General features: G+C 41.3%; 16 protein-coding genes and 1 pseudogene. 12 read left to right on the forward strand and 5 right to left on the reverse strand.

The genetic code is table 11. The features are described 5' to 3' along the window. Nucleotides 1–75: 75 nt before the first annotated feature. Nucleotides 76–981: a helix-turn-helix transcriptional regulator gene (locus KFE17_12560; protein QUO31659.1), complete on the reverse strand. Its 906-nt coding sequence runs from the start codon at nt 979–981 to the stop codon at nt 76–78. 210 nt (nt 982–1,191) lie between these two features. Here KFE17_12560 and KFE17_12565 point away from each other — a divergent pair, with 210 nt between their 5' ends. From KFE17_12565 to KFE17_12595, 7 genes are all read left to right on the forward strand, one after another. Further along, nucleotides 1,192–2,115: a nucleotidyltransferase gene (locus KFE17_12565; protein ID QUO31660.1), complete on the forward strand. Its 924-nt coding sequence runs from the start codon at nt 1,192–1,194 to the stop codon at nt 2,113–2,115. 5 nt (nt 2,116–2,120) lie between these two features. Next, complete coding sequence (locus tag KFE17_12570) at nt 2,121–3,236, forward strand: aminoglycoside phosphotransferase family protein (protein ID QUO31661.1); 1,116 nt, start codon at nt 2,121–2,123, stop codon at nt 3,234–3,236. A gap of 27 nt (nt 3,237–3,263) precedes the next feature. Then, on the forward strand, nt 3,264–4,280 hold the full coding sequence (gene galE, locus KFE17_12575; protein ID QUO31662.1) for a UDP-glucose 4-epimerase GalE: 1,017 nt from the start codon (nt 3,264–3,266) through the stop codon (nt 4,278–4,280). Nucleotides 4,281–4,452: 172 nt separating this feature from the next. Then, a complete protein-coding gene (locus KFE17_12580; protein ID QUO31663.1) occupies nt 4,453–6,501 on the forward strand; it encodes a DHH family phosphoesterase in 2,049 nt (682 codons plus the stop codon). A gap of 1 nt (nt 6,502) precedes the next feature. Next, on the forward strand, nt 6,503–6,949 hold the full coding sequence (gene rplI / locus KFE17_12585) for a 50S ribosomal protein L9 (protein ID QUO31664.1): 447 nt from the start codon (nt 6,503–6,505) through the stop codon (nt 6,947–6,949). A gap of 13 nt (nt 6,950–6,962) precedes the next feature. Beyond that, nucleotides 6,963–8,306, forward strand: a complete 1,344-nt coding sequence (gene dnaB, locus KFE17_12590; protein QUO31665.1) for a replicative DNA helicase — start codon at nt 6,963–6,965, stop codon at nt 8,304–8,306. A 178-nt stretch (nt 8,307–8,484) separates the two neighbouring features. Beyond that, entirely contained in the window at nt 8,485–9,093 is a 609-nt protein-coding gene (locus KFE17_12595) for a MerR family transcriptional regulator (protein ID QUO31666.1), read from the forward strand. A 119-nt stretch (nt 9,094–9,212) separates the two neighbouring features. On the opposite strand, the gene KFE17_12600 is transcribed toward KFE17_12595, so the two are convergent. Then, complete coding sequence (locus KFE17_12600; protein QUO31667.1) at nt 9,213–9,383, reverse strand: 4Fe-4S binding protein; 171 nt, start codon at nt 9,381–9,383, stop codon at nt 9,213–9,215. Between the two features lie 196 nt (nt 9,384–9,579). On the opposite strand from KFE17_12600, the gene KFE17_12605 reads away from it, so the two are divergent. Continuing rightward, on the forward strand, nt 9,580–10,833 hold the full coding sequence (locus KFE17_12605; protein ID QUO31668.1) for a substrate-binding domain-containing protein: 1,254 nt from the start codon (nt 9,580–9,582) through the stop codon (nt 10,831–10,833). Nucleotides 10,834–10,884: 51 nt separating this feature from the next. Here the strand turns inward: KFE17_12605 and KFE17_12610 are convergent, their stop codons facing one another. Genes KFE17_12610 through KFE17_12620 form a run of 3 tightly spaced genes read right to left on the reverse strand, consistent with a single transcriptional unit; the run spans nt 10,885 to nt 15,395 of the window. Next, entirely contained in the window at nt 10,885–12,288 is a 1,404-nt protein-coding gene (locus tag KFE17_12610) for a HAMP domain-containing protein (protein ID QUO31669.1), read from the reverse strand. After that, entirely contained in the window at nt 12,289–12,990 is a 702-nt protein-coding gene (locus tag KFE17_12615) for a response regulator transcription factor (GenBank protein ID QUO31670.1), read from the reverse strand. A 26-nt stretch (nt 12,991–13,016) separates the two neighbouring features. Then, a complete protein-coding gene (locus tag KFE17_12620; GenBank protein ID QUO31671.1) occupies nt 13,017–15,395 on the reverse strand; it encodes an endonuclease MutS2 in 2,379 nt (792 codons plus the stop codon). 126 nt (nt 15,396–15,521) lie between these two features. Here KFE17_12620 and KFE17_12625 point away from each other — a divergent pair, with 126 nt between their 5' ends. The 4 genes and pseudogenes from KFE17_12625 to KFE17_12640 all read left to right on the forward strand — a co-directional run bounded on the left by KFE17_12625 (nt 15,522) and on the right by KFE17_12640 (nt 20,451). Beyond that, nucleotides 15,522–16,754, forward strand: coding sequence for a serine protease (locus tag KFE17_12625; GenBank protein QUO31672.1), 1,233 nt, complete (start codon nt 15,522–15,524; stop codon nt 16,752–16,754). A 20-nt stretch (nt 16,755–16,774) separates the two neighbouring features. Beyond that, nucleotides 16,775–17,716, forward strand: a complete 942-nt coding sequence (locus KFE17_12630; GenBank protein QUO31673.1) for an HD domain-containing protein — start codon at nt 16,775–16,777, stop codon at nt 17,714–17,716. An 86-nt stretch (nt 17,717–17,802) separates the two neighbouring features. Further along, nucleotides 17,803–19,203: a 23S rRNA (uracil(1939)-C(5))-methyltransferase RlmD gene (rlmD, locus tag KFE17_12635; GenBank protein QUO31674.1), complete on the forward strand. Its 1,401-nt coding sequence runs from the start codon at nt 17,803–17,805 to the stop codon at nt 19,201–19,203. Nucleotides 19,204–19,764: 561 nt separating this feature from the next. Next, nucleotides 19,765–20,451: pseudogene (locus tag KFE17_12640) on the forward strand (DUF1016 family protein). Nucleotides 20,452–20,512: the final 61 nt, after the last annotated feature.

The following is a 20,512-nucleotide window of genomic DNA, read 5'->3' on the forward strand; positions in this document are numbered from 1 at the left end:
AGGAAGTCGTTTGAACAGCTTCTTTCCTGTATTTTAGTTATGGAATAGGAAATTATATCGGCAGATGATTCCGTATTATGCCTCAAAAGATCCATTTGACAGCGCCTTGATCGAGGATGCATATTCAGAAGGCGTCATTCCGGTGATTTTTTTAAACTGCCGTGAAAAATAGTGTATGGAAGTATAACCAAGCTTCTCGGAAATTTGTGTAAAATTCAGATGGTTCATGCGAATCATTTCTTTGGCAGCGTCAATTTTCATATGTGAGAAGTACTCGATGATGCCAAGACCGCTGCGTTCCTTAAAGATCTTCTGGAGCTGGGAGCGTCCGATCAGAGTGTCTCGGCAGATCTGCTCGATTGTCACATGAGTGTTTAGATGCTTTTCCAGATAATCAACAACATGATGGAAGATCTCGTTATCACTGCGGCTCTTTGTTGCCTTCGGAATCTGACTTGTGATGACCGGACCATTCAAGTATCGCCTGGAAATATGCAGTAAAAACTGTTCAAGGTAGATTCGGATTAGCTGTTCTGAGCCAAGAAGCGGTGAGGAGCATTTCTTCATGACGGTCTGGTAAGGATCATCAAGCCGGCCCTCAAAACAATTTCTGGCTTCAACGATGATATTAGCGAGAAGAGTCCGCTCAATCTCATCGATATGCAGAAGTTTTTTGCGGAAAAAATCCATGGCAGGGCTGCTGCAGCGAAAAGAGATGACCACAAGATTTGGTGCGGAAGCGCCGGTTGCAGTAACATTGTGGAATTCATTCGGTTCATGGAACACGATATCCCCTTTCTTGATGACGGTATAGTTGTTTTCTACGGTAATGCCGACTTCTCCCTTGTCTGCATAACAGAATTCCCAGAAATCATGCCGTTCTCCTGTAAAGGCAAATGTATTCATATATTCAAAATAGTGGATCGTGTAGATTGCATCAATATGAATTGTCTCGTCCAGAGTTACAGATTGATAACCCATGCATCTGCTCCTTTCTGCGCTTTCTAAAATACTAGTATCAGTATACACGCTTTTAAGAAGAAAAGCAAAAGAAAAATGCAGATAGTACAAAACTAAAAACTGATAATACAAATACATTTCATATCAATTGTAATACCATAAAGATAACAGATTTAAGACTGATTGACTGAAAAAAGAAAAATCAAGAAAGGATTTTAGGAGGAATAAAAGATGAAAAAACCAGTATTAGTAATCATGGCAGCAGGAATGGGCAGCCGTTATGGTGGACTGAAACAGATTGATCCGATTGATGAGCAGGGACATATCATTATGGATTTCTCAATCTTTGATGCAAAAAGAGCAGGATTTGAGAAAGTTGTTTTCATTATTAAGAAACAGGATGAGGATAATTTCAAAGAAGCAGTAGGAAAACGTATGGAGAAGCTGATGGATGTTTCCTATGCATACCAGGATATGGCTAATATTCCGGAAGGATTTGAAGTTCCGGAAGGACGTGTAAAACCGTGGGGAACAGCACATGCAGTATTAAGTGCGATTGATGTGGTAGACGGACCATTTGCAGTAATTAACGCAGATGATTACTATGGATCAGAAGCTTTTAAACAGATTTACGATTACCTTTCTACACATGAAGACGATGAGAAATACCGCTATACTATGGTAGGATACAAACTTGAAAATACAGTAACGGATAATGGACATGTGGCACGCGGCATTTGTACGATGAATGAAGCAGGCGAGCTTGTTAAGATTGAAGAGAGAACAAGAATTGAGAAGAGAAACGGCGGCATTGCATTTACAGAAGATGACGGCGCTACATGGACAGAAGTTCCGGGTGAGACAGTTGTTTCTATGAATATGTGGGGATTCACAAGAAGTATTCTGGATGAAATTAAAGAAGGATTCCCGGCATTCCTTGAAAAAGGTCTGAAAGAGAATCCGATGAAATGCGAATATTTCCTTCCATCAGTTGTAAGTGATCTGCTTGGAGAGGAACGCGCAACGGTTTCTGTTCTTACTTCAGCAGATAAATGGTATGGAGTGACATACAAAGAAGACAAACCGGTTGTTGTTGCAGCAATTAAAAAATTAAAAGAAGAAGGTCTTTATCCTGAAAGACTCTGGGAGGAATAGGAAAAATGGAAAAAGTTACAAGAGGACAGAGAGACGAAGCAATCGCGCATTTTAAATTTGAAGGTGTTCTGACAGGAGAACAGCCGTATGGAAGCGGACATATTAATGATACATTTTTATTAACATTTGATGTGCCGGAAAAAGGTGAAGTAAAAGTAATTCTTCAGAGAATGAACAAAGATATCTTCACAAAACCAGTGGAATTGATGGAGAACATTTTAAATGTAACTTCTTACCTGAGAGAAAGAATCATCGAGAATCATGGTGATCCGGAAAGAGAAACATTAAATATTATTCCTACAGTAGACGAGAAGCCGTATTTTGTTGACTCCTGTGGTGATTACTGGAGAAGCTACAAATTCATCACAGATGCAACAAGTTATGATCAGGTAGAGAAACCGGACGATTTCTATCAGAGCGCAGTTTCTTTCGGTAATTTCCAGAGACTTTTGGCTGATTATCCGGCAGATACACTCCATGAGACAATCAAAGGCTTCCATGATACAAAAGCGCGTTTTGAAGTATTCAAAAAAGCAGTAGAAGCAGATGTTTGCGGACGTGCAGCTTCTGTTCAGGATGAAATTAACTTTGTTCTTGCACATGAAGATGTTGCAAACGTATTCGGCGATATGCTTGCTAAGGGAGAACTTCCGCTTCGTGTTACACATAATGATACAAAACTGAACAATATTATGATCGACAATAAGACAGGTAAAGGTATCTGTGTGATCGACCTTGATACTGTTATGCCGGGACTTGCAATGAATGACTTCGGTGATTCTATTCGCTTTGGTGCAAGCACTGCAGCGGAGGATGAGCAGGATTTAAGTAAAGTATCCTGTGACATGGATTTATTCGATCTCTACGCAAAAGGATATATCGAAGGATGCGGCGGAAAGTTGACAGAGAAGGAAATCGAAATGATGCCAATGGGCGCTAAAGTAATGACATTTGAATGTGGTATGAGATTCCTAACAGATTACCTGGAGGGAGATCATTACTTCAAGATCCACAGAGAACACCATAACTTAGACCGTTGCCGTACACAGTTTAAACTGGTAGAAGATATGGAAGCAAAATGGGATACAATGCAGGAAATTATTAAAAAATACAGCAAATAAGTTGTTTATTTAAAGGAGGAAAAACCAATGGCAATTTTAGTAACAGGCGGTGCAGGTTATATCGGAAGCCACACATGTATCGAACTTTTAAACGAGGGATATGAAGTTGTTGTAGTTGATAACTTATGCAACTCTTGCGAAGAATCTTTAAAAAGAGTAGAAGAGATTACAGGAAAGACTGTAAAATTCTACGAAGCAGATCTGCTTGACAGAGATGCACTTGAGAAAATCTTTGCAGCAGAAAAAGTAGAATCTGTAATCCATTTCGCAGGTTTGAAAGCAGTTGGAGAATCTGTTCAGAAGCCTTTAGAATATTACCATAACAATATTACAGGTACATTGATCCTCTGTGATGTTATGCGCAATCATGGCGTAAAGAATATCGTATTTAGTTCTTCTGCAACAGTATACGGTGATCCGGCATTTATTCCGATTACAGAAGAATGTCCGAAAGGCGTATGTACAAATCCATATGGATGGACAAAGTCTATGCTGGAACAGATCCTGACGGATCTTCATACAGCAGACGCTGAGTGGAATGTTGTGTTACTTCGTTACTTTAACCCAATCGGAGCACATAAGAGCGGTAAGATCGGAGAGAATCCAAAAGGAATTCCAAACAATCTGATGCCGTATATTACACAGGTTGCAGTAGGAAAACTGAAATGTCTTGGAGTGTTCGGAGATGATTACGATACTCCGGATGGAACAGGTGTAAGAGACTATATCCATGTAGTTGACCTTGCACTTGGTCATGTGAAGGCAATTAAGAAATTAGAAGCGAAAGAAGGTGTTTCCATCTACAACTTGGGAACAGGAAACGGATATTCTGTTCTTCAGATGGTAAAAGCAATGGAGAAAGCATGTGGACATGAGATTCCATATGAGATTAAACCTCGCCGTGAAGGCGATATTGCAACTTGCTATGCAGATCCTTCCAAAGCCAAAAGAGAACTGGGCTGGGAAGCACAGCGCGGATTGGATGAGATGTGTGAAGATTCCTGGAGATGGCAGTCACAGAATCCAAATGGTTATGAAGAATAAAAAATAATAATAACGAAGCTCCCGCAGCCGGAAAGTTCCGGAGGCGGGAGCTTCTTTGTGGAGATTCAATTCAGCTCTTTTTCCGGTAACTACTATTCAAATATAGGGAAAAGTGATATAATAATCAAATATATCATGAAGAAAAAATACATTATGAACCAGAGGTAGTAATATGAATAAAAAAGTTCGTTTAAAAGGACAGCTCCGTCTGTATATGCAGTGGCCGGCTTTTATGACGATACTGCTGATCGCGATGAATTTCTGGATCTTCCGGCTGGATCGGAAGGCAGGAGGGCTGATGGCTGTTTTTGTTGTGATCTATGCTGCGATCGTCGGTATTATGTACTTGTATAACCGCTCGCTGATTCTGACAGATATGATTGAGTTTGCGGCTCAATACGGTGTTGTGCAGAACAGGCTTTTGAAAGAGCTGGCAGTCCCGTATGCGATTTTGCTTGATGATGGGAAACTGATCTGGATGAACTCGGAGTTTGAGGAGATTCTAGGCCCATATAAGCGTAAGGATTCGTATATGAGGGAATATATTAAGGAATTGAATAAAGGTGTATTTCCTAAGTCGGACAATGAGAAGAAAGAGCTTGCAGTGACATTTAATGACAGAGATTATATTGCAGAGCTGTGTCGTGTTTCTGTAGAAGGTTTTACAGAGACGGAGCAGGTTGTTGAACTTCCGGAGCACAAGGATTATTTTATTGCGCTGCATTTAAAAGATGTGACAGAGATCAACAAATACAGGGATTTAATTGAAGAGCAGAAGATGATCGCAGGTCTTGTTTATATTGACAATTTTGATGAGGTTATGGAGAGTGTCGAAGAGGTAAGGCAGTCACTTCTTCTTGCGCTCATTGACCGTAAGATTAACCAGTATATGGCTAATGTGGATGGAATTGTAAAGAAGCTTGAGAAAGATAAGTATTTTATTGTTCTGAAGAAGAGTGGGCTTGAACAGATGAAGGAAGATCATTTTTCTATTATGGAAGATGTGAAAAATGTTAATGTAGGCAATGAGGTTCCGGCTACATTAAGTATTGGTATGGGATTGAACAGCAGTACTTATATTCAGAGCTATAATAATGCCCGCGTATCTATCGACCTTGCTCTTGCAAGAGGCGGAGATCAGGCGGTTGTGAAAGATTCCGACGGCATCACATATTATGGCGGTAAGCGTGAGCAGACAAGTAAAAATACGCGTGTAAAAGCCCGCGTGAAAGCAGAAGCGCTCCGTGAGTTTATTATGGCGAAAGAAAAAGTAATTGTGATGGGACATAAGATTGCGGATGTGGACTCTTTTGGTGCGGCTATCGGTATTTATCGGGCGGTAACAAATCTTGGAAAGAAAGCTCACATTGTATTGAATGATATCACAATGTCAGTGCGTCCGCTTTATGAGTTCTTCTCCAATAATTCAGCGTATCCGGATGATTTATTTATTACGTCAGATGAGATCAGAAGGTTTGTGGACGGAAGCACAATGGCAGTCGTAGTAGATACAAACAAACCGGAGATGACAGAGTGTGAAGAATTATTAAGACTTGCACAGACAATCGTTGTATTGGATCATCATAGAAGGGGAGACAGAATTATTGAGAATGCGGTGCTCTCTTATATTGAACCGTATGCTTCTTCAGCCTGTGAGATGGTGGCAGAGATTCTGCAGTACATTGTAGATGATGTAGATCTTACAAGAATGGAAGCGAACAGCATGTATGCCGGCATTATGATCGATACGAATAATTTTATGAATAAGACAGGGGTAAGGACATTTGAGGCGGCAGCGTTTTTAAGAAGAGCAGGCGCAGACATTACTTATATTCGGAAATTATTCAGAGATGACATGGAGAGCTATCGCGCGAAGGCAGAAATCGTCCGGTCAACGGAAGTGTACAGAGATGTTTATGCGATTGCGATCGGAACAAATACGAATCTGGACAGTCCTACGATCGTGGGAGCACAGGCGGCAAACGAGCTTTTGAATATTGCCGGAATCAAAGCATCATTTGTATTTACTGAGTATAATGGAAAGATTTATCTGAGTGCCCGTTCCATTGATGAGGTGAATGTCCAGGTAATTATGGAACGGCTCGGAGGAGGCGGTCATTTGAATATTGCAGGGGCGCAGTTCCCGCATACAAGACTCAGCGAAGCGGTAACGCAGCTGAAGATGACAATTGATGAAATGATAGAAAAAGGAGATTTATAGAATGAAAGTAATTTTATTAGAAGACGTAAAATCATTAGGGAAAAAAGGCGAGATTGTTAATGTAAATGACGGATACGCAAGAAACTTTATCTTACCGAAGAAACTCGGACTGGAAGCAAATAATAAAAATCTGAATGATCTGAAACTTCAGAAATCAAATGAAGCGAAGATTGCAAAAGAACAGCTAGAAGCAGCCCAGGAGCTTGGAAAGAATATCGAGGCAGGAAGTGTGAAGCTTGCGATTAAGACCGGAGAGGGCGGTAAGACATTTGGTTCTGTATCAAGCAAAGAAATTGCAGCAGCTGTAAAAGAGCAGATGGGATATGAAATCGACAAAAAGAAGATTCAGTTAAAAGAAGCGATCAAAACGCTTGGAACACATGAAGTTCCGGTAAAACTTCATGCTAAAGTGACAGCAAAGCTGAAAGTGATTGTAACAGAAGCCTAGGAGGAACGATAGAATGGATGAGGCGCTCATTAAACGAGTACTTCCACACAGTATCGAGGCAGAACAGTCTGTAGTCGGAGCGATGCTGATGGATCGCGAGGCAATCGTGGCTGCGAGCGAGATTATCTGTGGAGAAGATTTCTATCAGGTAACGTATGGTGTTATTTTTGACACGATTATTGAGTTGTTTAATGAAGGGAAGCCGGTAGATCTGGTTACGCTTCAAGAACGGCTGAAAGAGAAAGATGTTCCTCCGGAGGTCAGCAGTCTGGAATTTGTGAGAGACCTGATTACGGCAGTGCCGACATCGGCTAATGTAAAGTATTATGCAGAGATTGTTGCTGAGAAAGCAACATTTCGTAAGCTGATTAAGTTGAACGAGGAAATTGCCAATACATGTTATCTGGCGAAAGAGCCGCTGGAGGCTGTGCTTGAACAGACGGAAAAGAAGGTATTTGAACTTGTTCAGAAGCGGAATACAGGTGATTTTGTTCCGATCCAGCAAGTTGTATTAAATACACTTGAGAGGATTGAGAAGGCTTCTAAGAATAAAGGGACTGTAACGGGAATTCCTACAGGCTTTATTGATCTTGATTATAAGCTATCAGGACTGCAGCCATCGGATTTGATTCTTTTAGCTGCGCGACCATCTATGGGGAAAACAGCTTTTGTGTTGAATTTGGCACAGTATATGGCATTTAAGGTAAATAAGACCGTTGCAATTTTCAGTCTTGAAATGTCGAAAGAGCAGTTAGTTAACCGTTTATTTGCACTGGAATCTCAAGTAGATTCTCAGGCGCTCAGAACTGGAAATTTAAAGGACTCCGATTGGGAAAAGCTGATCGAGAGTGCGGGAACAATAGGCAGATCGAACTTGATCATTGATGATACACCGGGAATTTCTATTTCAGAACTTCGATCTAAGTGCCGAAAGTATAAGTTGGAACATGATCTTTCTGTGATTATCATCGACTATCTGCAGTTGATGTCGGGAAGAGTCGGTGGAAGAAGTGAATCCCGCCAACAGGAGATCTCGGAGATTTCAAGATCATTGAAAGGTGTTGCAAGAGAACTGAATGTGCCGGTGATCGCGTTATCGCAGTTGAGCCGTGCAGTAGAGCAAAGACCGGATCACAGACCGATGCTGTCAGATCTTCGAGAGTCTGGAGCAATCGAGCAGGATGCAGACGTTGTTATGTTTCTCTACCGGGATGAATATTATAATAAAGATACCGAACACCCGAATGAGGCAGAAGTAATTATTGCGAAACAAAGAAATGGTCCGATTGGTACTGTAAATCTGGCATGGCTGCCGAATTATACAAAATTCGCTAATCTTCAGCGGAGAGAAGAATAGAACAGAAGTATTTCTGTCATAATTTGACGGACGAAACTTTGGTTGAAGATGCTTATGTTATGGTATGATAATACCTGTACATAAGCATTTTTTTGTTCTTGTGATGTGAAAGAGGAATATCTGACAGATATTAACCAGCTGTATCACAAGCCTGAATCACTATAAGGGGGAATGTAGTATGGGTGAAGTCCATTATATGATTTCAGAGGCAGCAAAGCGTGTGGATGTAGAAGCACATGTGCTGCGTTACTGGGAGGAGGAATTGGAGATTCCGATAGAAAGGACCGCGATGGGACACCGCTATTACACAGAAGAAAATATACGATTATTTCAATGCATTAAGGAGCTGAAAACACAGGGCTTAATGCTGAAAGAATTAAAAGAAATACTCCCGGAAATTTTAAAAGCGAAGCAGGAATTACAAGAGAGAGAAAAAAGACCGGAAAATACAAATAAGAATGTGAAACAGGAAATTTCAGTTGATGCCAGAGAAGAAGTTTTAGTCGGAGTATTGGACGAGCATGCGGAACAGATACAGCAGTTATTCGGAAAAGTAGTACGGGATGCCATGAATGAAAATAATGAAATTCTGGAAGAAGTGTTAAGCCGGGCAGTCAGTGAAAAGGTAATGAAGGAAATGGATTATCTGATGCAGACAAAAGAACGGCAGGAAGAAGAACGTTTTCAAAAGCTGGATCATCTCATACGTCAACAGCAGTCCATGCGAAAAGAAGCATCAAAACCGGCAGCAGTGCGCAGACTGAGAAGAGTCTTTGGAACTGTCTAACAATGCTTATCTGTACAAAGAAAAATAGCGATATAACATATTCAAATGCTATATCGCTATTTTTATGATGCCAACATACGGCTGACGTCCTGAAAGACGCCTTATGGTATATGGTAGGCTTATTGAGCTGAGATAGCTCCTGTAGGACACTGTGCTGCACAAGCACCACAGTCTACACAAGCGTCTGCATCGATTTCATAATGGTCAGCGCCCTGGCTGATAGCTCCTACTGGGCATTCTGCTTCGCAAGCTCCGCAGCTTACACATTCATCACTAATTACGTGTGCCATAGTATGTATCCTCCTTTACATTTTATGGCTTCATTTTAATACAAAATGAAAAAATATACAAGGTAAATCTTTCGTGTACTTAATAAAATAATAAATTATGAAAAATTTAAGAAAAATTTTATGCACTTGCGTTACATTTGGTGTATAGTATTAAAGTCAAGAACATAGTAATTTTTTGAAAAATGAGGAAACGATCATGAAACATAAATGGAAACTGTTATCCGGCATTTTGTGTGCAGCGATATTTTGCTCAGCCTGCGCAGCAGATGATACGGAGAAAGTGCAGATAGGAAAATACGAAGAACAGGAATATCAGCCGAAATTGGATGCGCTTAAGCCGACCGCTTACGGAAGTATCAGCAATTTAAGACTGGAACCGGGAACTTATATTTCAATAATCGGTAAATCAGACCGCGGCGAATTCTGGAAGAGTGTAGAAAAGGGCGCAAAACAGGCGGCAGCAGACATTAATAAGATGATGGGATACAAGGGCGAAGATAAGGTAAAGGTTGTTTACAGCGGCCCTGCAGGGGATGAAGATGTGGATCAGCAGGTAAATATTCTTGATGAAGAATTATCGCGGAATCCGTCTGCAATTGGAATTTCGATTATTGATGCAGATATGTCTGAGGTACAGTTTGATCTTGTGGCAGATAATGAGATTCCGATTGTTATGTTTGACTCGGGAAAAGATTATCAGGGTGTTGTCTCTATGATTGGGACAGATAACCGGGAAGCAGGAAGAACAGCAGGAAGTAAGCTTGGTGATGCGGTTAATAGCAGTGGAAAAGTAGCATTGTTTATGAAAGACTCAAAGTCTACTTCATCGAAAGAGCGTGAAACAGGGATGGTAGAAGCTTTAAAAGAAAGTTATCCGGAAGTAGAAATTGCTGATATTTATCGGGAAGATGAGCTCGAAGAGAGAAGTAAGGAAATTGCAAAAGCAGAGCAGGAAGCAGCAAAGAAGGAAGAGAACAAAGAAACAGAAAGTAAGGAAGCAGTGTCTGAAACAGTCAATGGAAATACGAATGGAACTGATGATACAGAGGAACAGACAACAGAGAAAGAAAACTTACCGGATGCTGCAGAAGAACCAATGACAGATCTGGAGATGGTAAAATATATTTTAGAAAAGAATCCGGATTTGGCAGGCTGTGCTGCCGGCAATGAGGAGACGACAGAACTGCTTCTGCAGGCGAAAGAAGAACTCGGTTTAGAGGATTTGAAGATTATTGGATTTGACGGAAGTAAAAAACTGATCACTGCGCTGAAAGATGGTAAAATAGATGGACTGATTCTTCAGAATCCATTTGGGATGGGATATGCTACTGTAGTTGCGGCAGCAAGAGCAATCCTCGGAGAAGCCAATGAAGCATCTGTGGACAGCAGCTATGTATGGGTAACGAAGGATAATCTGGAGGAGAAAAGTATCCAGAATATGTTATATTAAAAGAAAAGGAAACGGCATTTCAAACAGAGACAAACTCTGAGAAATGCCGTTTTATTTTGTGAGAGAAAAGATAAATTCCGTACCTACGCCCTCTGTACTGATGATATTGATATTCTCGCCATGGGCCTGAATGATTTCTTTGACAATGGCGAGACCGAGCCCTGTGCCTTTTTTGTCTTTGCCGCGCGAGAGATCTGATTTGTAGAAACGATCCCACACTTTTGGGATATTTTCTTTTGGAATTCCAATCCCGCGGTCTTTGACAGAGACAAATACTTTGTCGCCCTTTTCTGTTGTTTCAATCGTAATCATAGATTCCGGAGAACTGAATTTGATAGCATTGTCGAGAAGATTGTAGAGAACTTGCTGAATTTTGCTCCGGTCAGCCGTTACAGAAAGGGTGCGGGAGACAAAGAGCAGTTCGATTTCAATCTTTTTTTCTGTACAGCGCCCTTCAAAGGATTCGGCAGTTGTCTTGATTACCTCATGAATATCAAAGGAAGTTTTGTCCAGAAGAAGTTCTTTGCGGTCAAATTCATTTAGTGTCAAAAGATCTTTCGTCAGATCGGTAAGACGTTCTGTCTCAAATAAAATTATTTTTAAATATTTATCCTGAAGTTCAGGAGGGATTGTTCCATCTGCAATAGCTTCTACATAGCCTTTAATGGATGTTAGCGGGGAACGAAAGTCATGAGAAACGTTGGCAATAAATTTCTTTTGGTAATCTTCCACATCCTTGAGCTGCTTGGACATATAATTAAGGGATGCAGATAAGTATCCCATTTCGTCCTGAGTTGTAATTGGGATATCGTACTCCAGATTTCCGGAAGCATATTGTCTGGCGGCTTCTGCAATCATACGAAGCGGTTCATAAATAAGAAACCGTATTGCAAGAAGAACGATAAAGGACAGAAGATAAATTACAAGCGCTGTAATATAGACATAGCGCATCAGATGATTCTTCATATTCAGGACAAGAGATTCCGGACTGTGGAAAATAATATATCCTTTTGTGGAAAACCCCTGCGTTACAGGAGAAATCACGGTGATAACAGATTCTCTGAAATAATCATGATAGTTCCCCAGGAGGTAAGAACTGCTGCCGCATTCAGCCGGATCAAAGTCTCTGATCTGCTGTGGGGGCAAGGGTGCTTTTTCGTAAGATGATGATGTCAGGAGAGTACCCTGTGGATCAACAAACCATGCGGAAGCATCCATATAATCTGACATGGCATCCAACTGAACGCGAACATCATACAGCGTCAGGTCATCTGTAAAATAGTTGACGAGATAATCGTCAGCCAACAGAACGGCCTGACGGTGGAGTCTTGAGGATTCTTCTTTTAAAAGGTATTGTTCAAATAGCTCAGAGTTCAGTGTCGCTACTGTAAAAAATGTAAGAAATCCCAATATAATATACACGATGACAAATTTTAAATAGAGGGTACTTCGCATTTATTTCACCTCAAATTTGTAGCCAATTCCCCAGACGGTACTGAGTTTCCAGGTAGGATGATCTTTGATTTTTTCGCGAAGACGTTTGATGTGAACATCTACCGTTCGGGTATCGCCGATATATTCATAGCCCCAGATCTGATCAAGAAGCTGTTCCCTTGTGAATACCTGGTTCGGTGAAGCTGCAAGGAAGTAGAGCAGTTCCAGTTCCTTTGGCGGCATTTCTACATTTTTATCATCCACATAAACGGAGTAGTTTGTGAGATTAATCTCAATCCCGGGATAAGTAACGCATTTGCCCTTATCTGCTTCTGGAATCTCGGTCTTTGCCGGCTGATAGCGCCGAAGTACAGCTCGGACGCGGGCAACCATTTCCTTTGGATCGAATGGTTTAATAATATAATCATCAGCACCGAGTTCGAGTCCAAGTACCTTATCAAATACTTCGCCTTTGGCGGAAAGCATGATGATTGGTACAGAAGAACGGCTTCGGATCTCACGACAGACTTGATAGCCGTCGATGCCCGGCAGCATCAGATCCAAAAGAACAAGATTCGGCTTGTAGGTATCGAATGCCACAAGGGCATCTTCGCCGTCATATACCATTTTTGTATCGAAACATTCTTTTGTCAGATAAAGAGAAATCAATTCGGCGATGTTCTCATCATCGTCCACAATCAGAATTTTTTGTTTGTTTACCATGAATTGCCTCCTAGTGTGTTATAAAATTACTGCTTAAATTCTACAATGGTAACACCGGCATCTCCTTCGCCAAAAGCGCCGAGCCGGTAAGATTTTACATGTTTCTGGCGTTTCAGATACTGGTGTACGCCGGATCTGAGCGCGCCGGTTCCTTTGCCGTGTACGATGCGGACCGGATTAATGTGAGCCAGGTAGGCATCATCCAGATATTTGTCAAGTTCAGCAATAGCTTCGTCAACAGTTTTCCCAAGAAGGTTGATTTCCGGTCTTACAGAAAGTGATTTGCCCATCTTTACTTTACCGGTAGAAGTATGGGATTTCTTTTTTGGCTGATATGCATTCTGGTCTTCGATAATTTCCAGGTCACTGATATTAACTTGTGAACGGAGAATTCCCATCTGGACAAAGAGATTGCCTTTGGCGTCAGGTTTTGAGCTTACCGTTCCGGTCAGATTCATGCTAAGTACTTTCACAGTTTCTCCCAGACGGAAATCTTCCGGCTTATGTTTCTTTGCAGGCGCTGCTTTTTTCATAGCAAGCGGCGACTGCGTTTTGGAAATCTTCTGGCGCAGACGTTCCCGCTCCCGTTCCATTTCAGCCGCAGAAATATTCTCTTTGCCGAATTTGCGGAAATTCTTCATCGTTTCATCTGCAACTTCTTTCGCTTCCCGAAGAATAGCAGAGGCTTTTTCGTTTGCCTCCCGCAGAATCCGTTCGCGCTGTTCGTCCAGTTTCTTTTGTTTCGTCTGCATCTGCATTTTCAGAGATTCGATTTCGCGTTTGTAGGTGTTAATTTCCTGCTGTTCTTTCTCAATCGTACGGCGGCTGTCTTCCAGATTCGTCAGGAGATCTTCAAAAGATTCATCCTGTTCTGTCAAATGTTTTCTGGCGTCTTCGATAATATAGTCAGGAAGACCGAGTCTGCTGGAAATTGCAAAGGCATTACTCTTTCCCGGAACACCGATCAATAAATGATAGGTTGGGCGAAGGGTAGCAACGTCAAATTCACAGCAGGCATTTTCTACACCAGGGGTAGAAAGCGCGTATACTTTCAGTTCGCTGTAATGAGTTGTGGCCATTGTGCGGATGCCCCGGTTGTGCAGATAGGAAAGAATTGCAGTTGCCAATGCGGCTCCTTCTGTCGGATCTGTTCCGGCTCCCAGCTCATCAAAGAGAACAAGTGACTGCTCATCCACATCCCCCAAAAAGGAAACGATATTTGTCATATGGGAAGAAAATGTACTGAGACTTTGCTCAATACTTTGTTCATCTCCAATGTCTGCATAAATCTGATGAAAAAGTGCAAGCTCAGAACGTGCCAGCGCCGGAATGTGAAGTCCTGACTGTCCCATTAGTGTAAATAATCCGACTGTCTTTAGGGAAACTGTTTTTCCGCCGGTATTTGGTCCGGTAACAATCAGAAGATCGAAATCTTCTCCAAGCCGCACAGTAATCGGTACAACCTTTTTCTTATCAAGCAGCGGATGACGTCCTTCGCGGATATGAATACGTCCTTCTTCATTGAAAATAGGAAGGCTTGCATTCATATTAACAGCAAGCTGCCCTCTGGCAAAAATAAAATCCAGGTCAGTCAAAATCCGATAGTTAAGACGCAGTTCCTCCACATATCCGCCAGCCTCTTCTGAGAGACGTGCCAGGATGACAGCAATTTCTTCCTGCTCTTTTATATAGAGTTCCTTTAAGTCATTATTTAAGTTGACAACAGCCATTGGTTCGATAAAAAGAGTAGAACCTGTAGAAGACTGATCGTGAATCATACCGCTTACCTGGCTTCTGTATTCAGCTTTGACCGGGATACAGTAACGATCTCCACGCATTGTGATCAGACTATCCTGAAGATAGGACTTCATAGAACCGTTCACAAGGTGCACGAGGGTAGAATGAATCTTATCATTGACCCGGTTAATATTTCTTCGGATTTGTTTCAGCGTGCTGCTTGCATCATCGCTGATTTCATCTTCATCAATGATGCAGGAAGAAATCGACATGGCAAGCGGTGTCAAAGGTTCCAGCTTCTCGAAATAAATATCAAGGCAGTCTGCCGCATCATCAACAGTATCCCGCCGGCCAAGAGATTTGGCACGTTTGGCGGTCTCAAGGAGTCTGCCGATCCGCAGCAATTCGCCGCATCCAAGTGCAGCGCCGATTTCAAGACGTTTCAGTGAATCTTCGATCATTGTGCATCCGCCAAAAGAGATGCGTCCTTTGCGTATAATTCTTGTAAATGCAGCTGCCGTCTGTTCCTGGGCAGTCCGGATTTCTTCCAGATCTGTCATCGGTAAAAGTTCACGGCACAGTGTCTTGCCGCCCGGGGAGGAGGCAAGTTCTGTCAGCATATCAATAATTTTAAAATATTCTAGTTTTGTTAATGTTTTTTTATTCATATTTCCTCACCTGAGTACATTCTACCTTATTTGACGCGGAAAGGAAAGCAGAAATATTATGTCCGTATTGAACATTTATTTGCAATCATGTATACTATAAAAAGAGTCGAAAAGGAGTAATAGCCTATGGAGAACAAAAATGAATATTCCTTTCTGAAAGAGAAAATTAAAGACAAACCATTTAACTGGAAACATTTATGGCAGAAGGCATGTCTGATCGCAGGGGCAGGGATTCTTTTTGGAATTTGTGCCTGTATAGCTTTTTACGGACTAAAACCATGGGCAGAAAAGAGATTCGAGAATAGTCCCCAAAAAGTAGTTGTGCCTCCGGATGATGAAGAAGAGAATCCGCAGAATCAAGAGGAAGAAGAGCAGGAAGATAAGACAGCAGTCCTTGATATTAACAATGTACGGGAATTGAACCGGGCTGTGTATGATGTTTCCCGCACAGCGTCAAAAGCTGTAGCTCAGGTAACCGTACGTCCGGCAGGAGACGAATGGCTGGATGAGTCTTACCAGGCGGCAGCAGGTATTGTACTGGCAGATAATGGAAGAGAAATACTTGTTTTGACAGAAGGGATCTTGTTTGGAAATTCAGAAGAGACGATTGCAGTGACGCTTCCGGATGACAAAGAATATGAGGCAGTGTTAAAGAAAAAAGATGATAATCTCGGACTGGCAGTGGTTGGAATCAGCAAGACATTGCTGTCAGATACTGTTTGGACGTATACGAATTTTGCTGTTTATGGTAACTCCAATCTGCTTGGAAGAGGGGATGGGCTGATTGCCCTCGGAAGACCATTTGGCACGAAAGACGGACTGGCTTATGGAGTAGTCAGTTCCACACAGTCCCAGATATGTAAAGCAGATGGGATGTGCCGAATTCTTGAGAGCGATATCGGAGCGAATGAAAACAGTTCGGCAATTCTTTTTAATGTGAATGGCGAATTTGTGGGAATCACATGCCGGGCGGCTGATGAAACGAGCCGAAGTAATTTGATTGCCTATCCAATCTCAGAGATTAAATCACAGATAGAGCTTTTGCTCAATGGCAGCGGCGTACCTTATGTAGGAATCCATGGAGAAGACATTCCGAAAGCTGTTCAGGAGAAAAAACAGATTCCAATGGGAGTTTATGTTAAGGAAGTAGAAGCAGATTCGCCGGCAATGCAGTCGGGAATTCAAAGCGGCGATATCATTGTATCTGTTGACGGAGATGAGATCCAGACATTGGCAAGTTACAAAACAAAGATTTTAACTTATAGAACGGATGCAAAAATCCGCATTGGTGTGAAGCGGGCTGGAGCAGACGGGTATGTAGATATTACATATGAAGTGACAGTTGCAAGTAAAGAATAAAGACAGGAAGAGGAAAAACTATGCGCTATATTAATACACTCCATGAAGGAGAAACCATTAGAAATATTTATTTATGTAAATCAAAACGTTCTGCAGAAACACGAAACGGCAAACCATATGATACACTGAATCTGCAGGATAAGACAGGTATGCTGGACGGAAAAATCTGGGATCCGAATTCTCAGGGAGTGGCAGATTATGATGAGATGGACTTCGTAGAAGTATTTGGTGATGTCATCAGTTATAATGGCAGCCTTCAGCTGAATATCCGTCAGCTCAGAGTAGCAGAAGAAGGAGAATATAATCCGGCTGATTATATGCCGACAAGCGAGAACAGTGTCGATGTGATGTACAATGAGCTGCTAAGCTATGTAAAGCAGATTGAAAATCCATACCTGCGCCAGGCAGTAGAATATTACTTTGTAAAAGATGAAGCATTTATCAAGAAATTTAAAGCACATTCAGCAGCTAAGAGTATTCATCATGGATTTTCGGGAGGACTGTTGGAACATACACTCAGTATTGTGAAAATGTGTGAATTTTATGTTCATTCCTACAGCATCTTCAATAAAGACCTGTTGTATGCGGCAGCCCTGTATCATGATATCGGTAAGACAAAAGAGCTGTCAGCATTTCCGGAAAATGACTATACAGACGGAGGACAGCTTCTCGGGCATATTGTGATCGGTGTAGAAATGGTAAGCGATGCTGTGCGCAGCATTCCGGGATTTCCGGAGACGCTGGCAAATGAATTAAAACATTGCATTGTGGCTCATCACGGTGAACTGGAATATGGATCACCGAAAAAGCCGGCGTTGGCTGAGGCGTTGGCGCTATATCATGCCGATTGTACCGATGCGAGATTCCAGACATTGAAAGAATTATTTAAAGATAAGCAGACAAATGACTGGCTTGGTTATAACAGATTATTTGAATCGAATTTAAGAAAGACGAGCATTTAAAAAGGAAAGTAGAAGGAACAAGGCGAAAGGTTTGTTCCTTTTCTGTTACATATGAACAGGAACTAGAAAGAAGCAGGGGAAAATCAATGAATAAAAATGAAATAGTAACAGTTACAATAGAAGACATCGGTGTTGGAGGAGAAGGAATCGGAAAGATTGACGGGTATACACTTTTCGTAAAAGATACAGTCATTGGAGATGTGGTTGAAGTTAAAATTATGAAGGCAAAGAAACATTATGGATATGCAAGATTAATGAAAATTCTTACGCCGTCCCCAAATCGCATTACGCCTCCTTGTCCGGTGGCAAGACAGTGTGGAGGATGCCAGATTCAGGCGATGTCTTATGAAGAACAGCTTCGCTTCAAGCAGAATAAAGTAAAAAACAATCTCATACGTCTGGGAGGATTTGCAGAGGAACGAATTGAAACGCTTATGGAGCCTATCTGCGGGATGGAGCATCCGTTTCATTACCGGAATAAAGCACAGTTCCCGATTGGACAGGATAAAGAGGGAAATCCTGTAGCCGGTTTCTATGCAGGGCGTACGCATCAGATCATTTCTAATCTGGATTGTATGCTTGGGGTAGAAGAAAATGAGAAAATCCTTCAGATTCTTCTGGCATTTATGAAGAAATATCACTTGTCTGCCTATGATGAGCAAACGCAGCGAGGTCTATTTCGTCATGTACTCATTCGCTATGGATTTACAACAAAAGAAATCATGGTCTGCTTTGTTGTTAATGGAAACAGGATTCCCCATGAAGAAGAACTTGTCGCAGAACTTATGACCATTTCCGGAATGACAAGCATTAGTCTCAGTGTAAACCGGGAAAATACAAATGTCATTATGGGAAAAGAGATACGGGTGCTGGCAGGACAGGCGTATATCACAGATTATATCGGCAATGTAAAATACCAGATCTCTCCGCTTTCTTTTTATCAGGTCAATCCGGTTCAGACAGAAAAATTATATGGTTATGCACTGGAATATGCGGGCTTGAGCGGAGGCGAGACCGTGTGGGATCTCTATTGTGGAATCGGAACAATCTCACTCTTCCTTGCACAGAAGGCAAAACAGGTATATGGCGTTGAGATTGTCCCGCAGGCTGTAGAGGATGCCAGAAAAAATGCCAAACTTAACGAGATGGGAAATGCGGAATTCTATGTAGGTAAAGCAGAAGAAGTGCTTCCGGAATACTATGCATCTTACGAAAGAGAGCATAAAGGCGAGACAGCACATGCCGATGTGATCGTAGTAGATCCGCCGCGGAAAGGCTGTGAAGAGTCGCTGCTTCGAACGATGGTTGATATGAAGCCGGAACGGATTGTGTATGTGAGCTGTGACTCTGCGACATTGGCAAGGGATCTGAAGTATCTGTGCGGGGAAGGATATCAGCTGGAGAGAGTGCAGGCGGTAGATATGTTTCCAATGACAGTGCATGTGGAAACGGTAGTAATGCTTTCCCGCAAAAAACTGACAGTGTAATCAATGTAAAAGTCGAGTTTGGCGAGGGTGAGGGCAAAGTACCGCTTGCTAATATTGCTAAAAGAGCAGAAGTGATAAAGGATGCTTTGAAGCATTTTGAGGTGATTTAATTGTAGCAAGGAAGGTTTGCAAATGAGTATAGATAATATAATTTCCATAATTATTAGTATATTAGGTTCTTCTGTAATAACGTTGATATTGTCCACATTTATTTTTCAACCAATGCAAGATAAGAAAAAGTATATTTTTGACGAAAAAAGAGAGTATATGAATCTATAATTGTATTTGCGCAAATTGTACTTTTTCCAGCCGAAGCGAAATTTTCTTTAGGAGTTGCAAGGTATAATATACAAGAGCTATCAGATGATGAAAATAGAAATAATGCAATAAATGATTTGAAGATGGCAATTCCTAAGTTGAAGTTAATTTCAAAAGATGATGGTCTTGTCAAGGAATTAGATAAATTTATTCACCAGAAAAGAGAGGAACAATTTAATATACTTGTAAATCGATTGAGAAAGGATTTATACAAATAAAACTAGGTGTCTTGCGGAGGTTTTTATGGAACAAAAATTTTATGATGAGATAAAGAACATCTTGATAACAGCAAGAAATAAAGTCTATCAAACAGCTAATTTTGCAATGGTTGAAGCATATTGGAATATAGGAAAATCAATCATTGAAGAACAGGGCGGTAATGAAAAGGCGGAGTATGGGACAGGTTTATTGAAAGAATTATCGAAACAAATGACTCGAGATTTTGGAAAAGGATTTACTGTTGCCAATTTGAAAAATATGAGGTAGTTTTATTTGACGTTTCCAAATGGCTACGCACTGCGTAGCGAATTAAGTTGGACTCATTATCGGCTTTTGATGCGTGTGGAAAATGATAAAGCACGAGAATTTTATATGCAGGAAGCCGTAAAATCACAATGGAGTACCAGACAGCTTGAAAGACAGATAAATTCTTTCTTTTACGAAAGATTATTATCCAGTAAAAATAAAGAGCAGGTTGCGGCAGAAATTCAGACATTGGAGACGGCAAAAAAACCAGAAGATGTTATCCGTGACCCATATGTATTGGAATTTCTTGGACTGACACCAAATGATGATTTTTATGAAAGTGATTTAGAGCAAGCGTTAATTACACATTTGCAGAAATTTCTTTTGGAACTTGGCAGAGGCTTTTCATTTGTTGCAAGGCAGAAAAGAATAACGTTTGATGGACGCCATTTTAGAATTGACATAGAAGATTCATCCTACACTTCAGATGATCTTGCAGGTAAGATTAGATTAACAAAAAGAACCA

The sequence above is a fragment of the Faecalicatena sp. Marseille-Q4148 genome, assembly GCA_018228665.1.
Lineage (GTDB): Bacteria > Bacillota > Clostridia > Lachnospirales > Lachnospiraceae > UBA9414.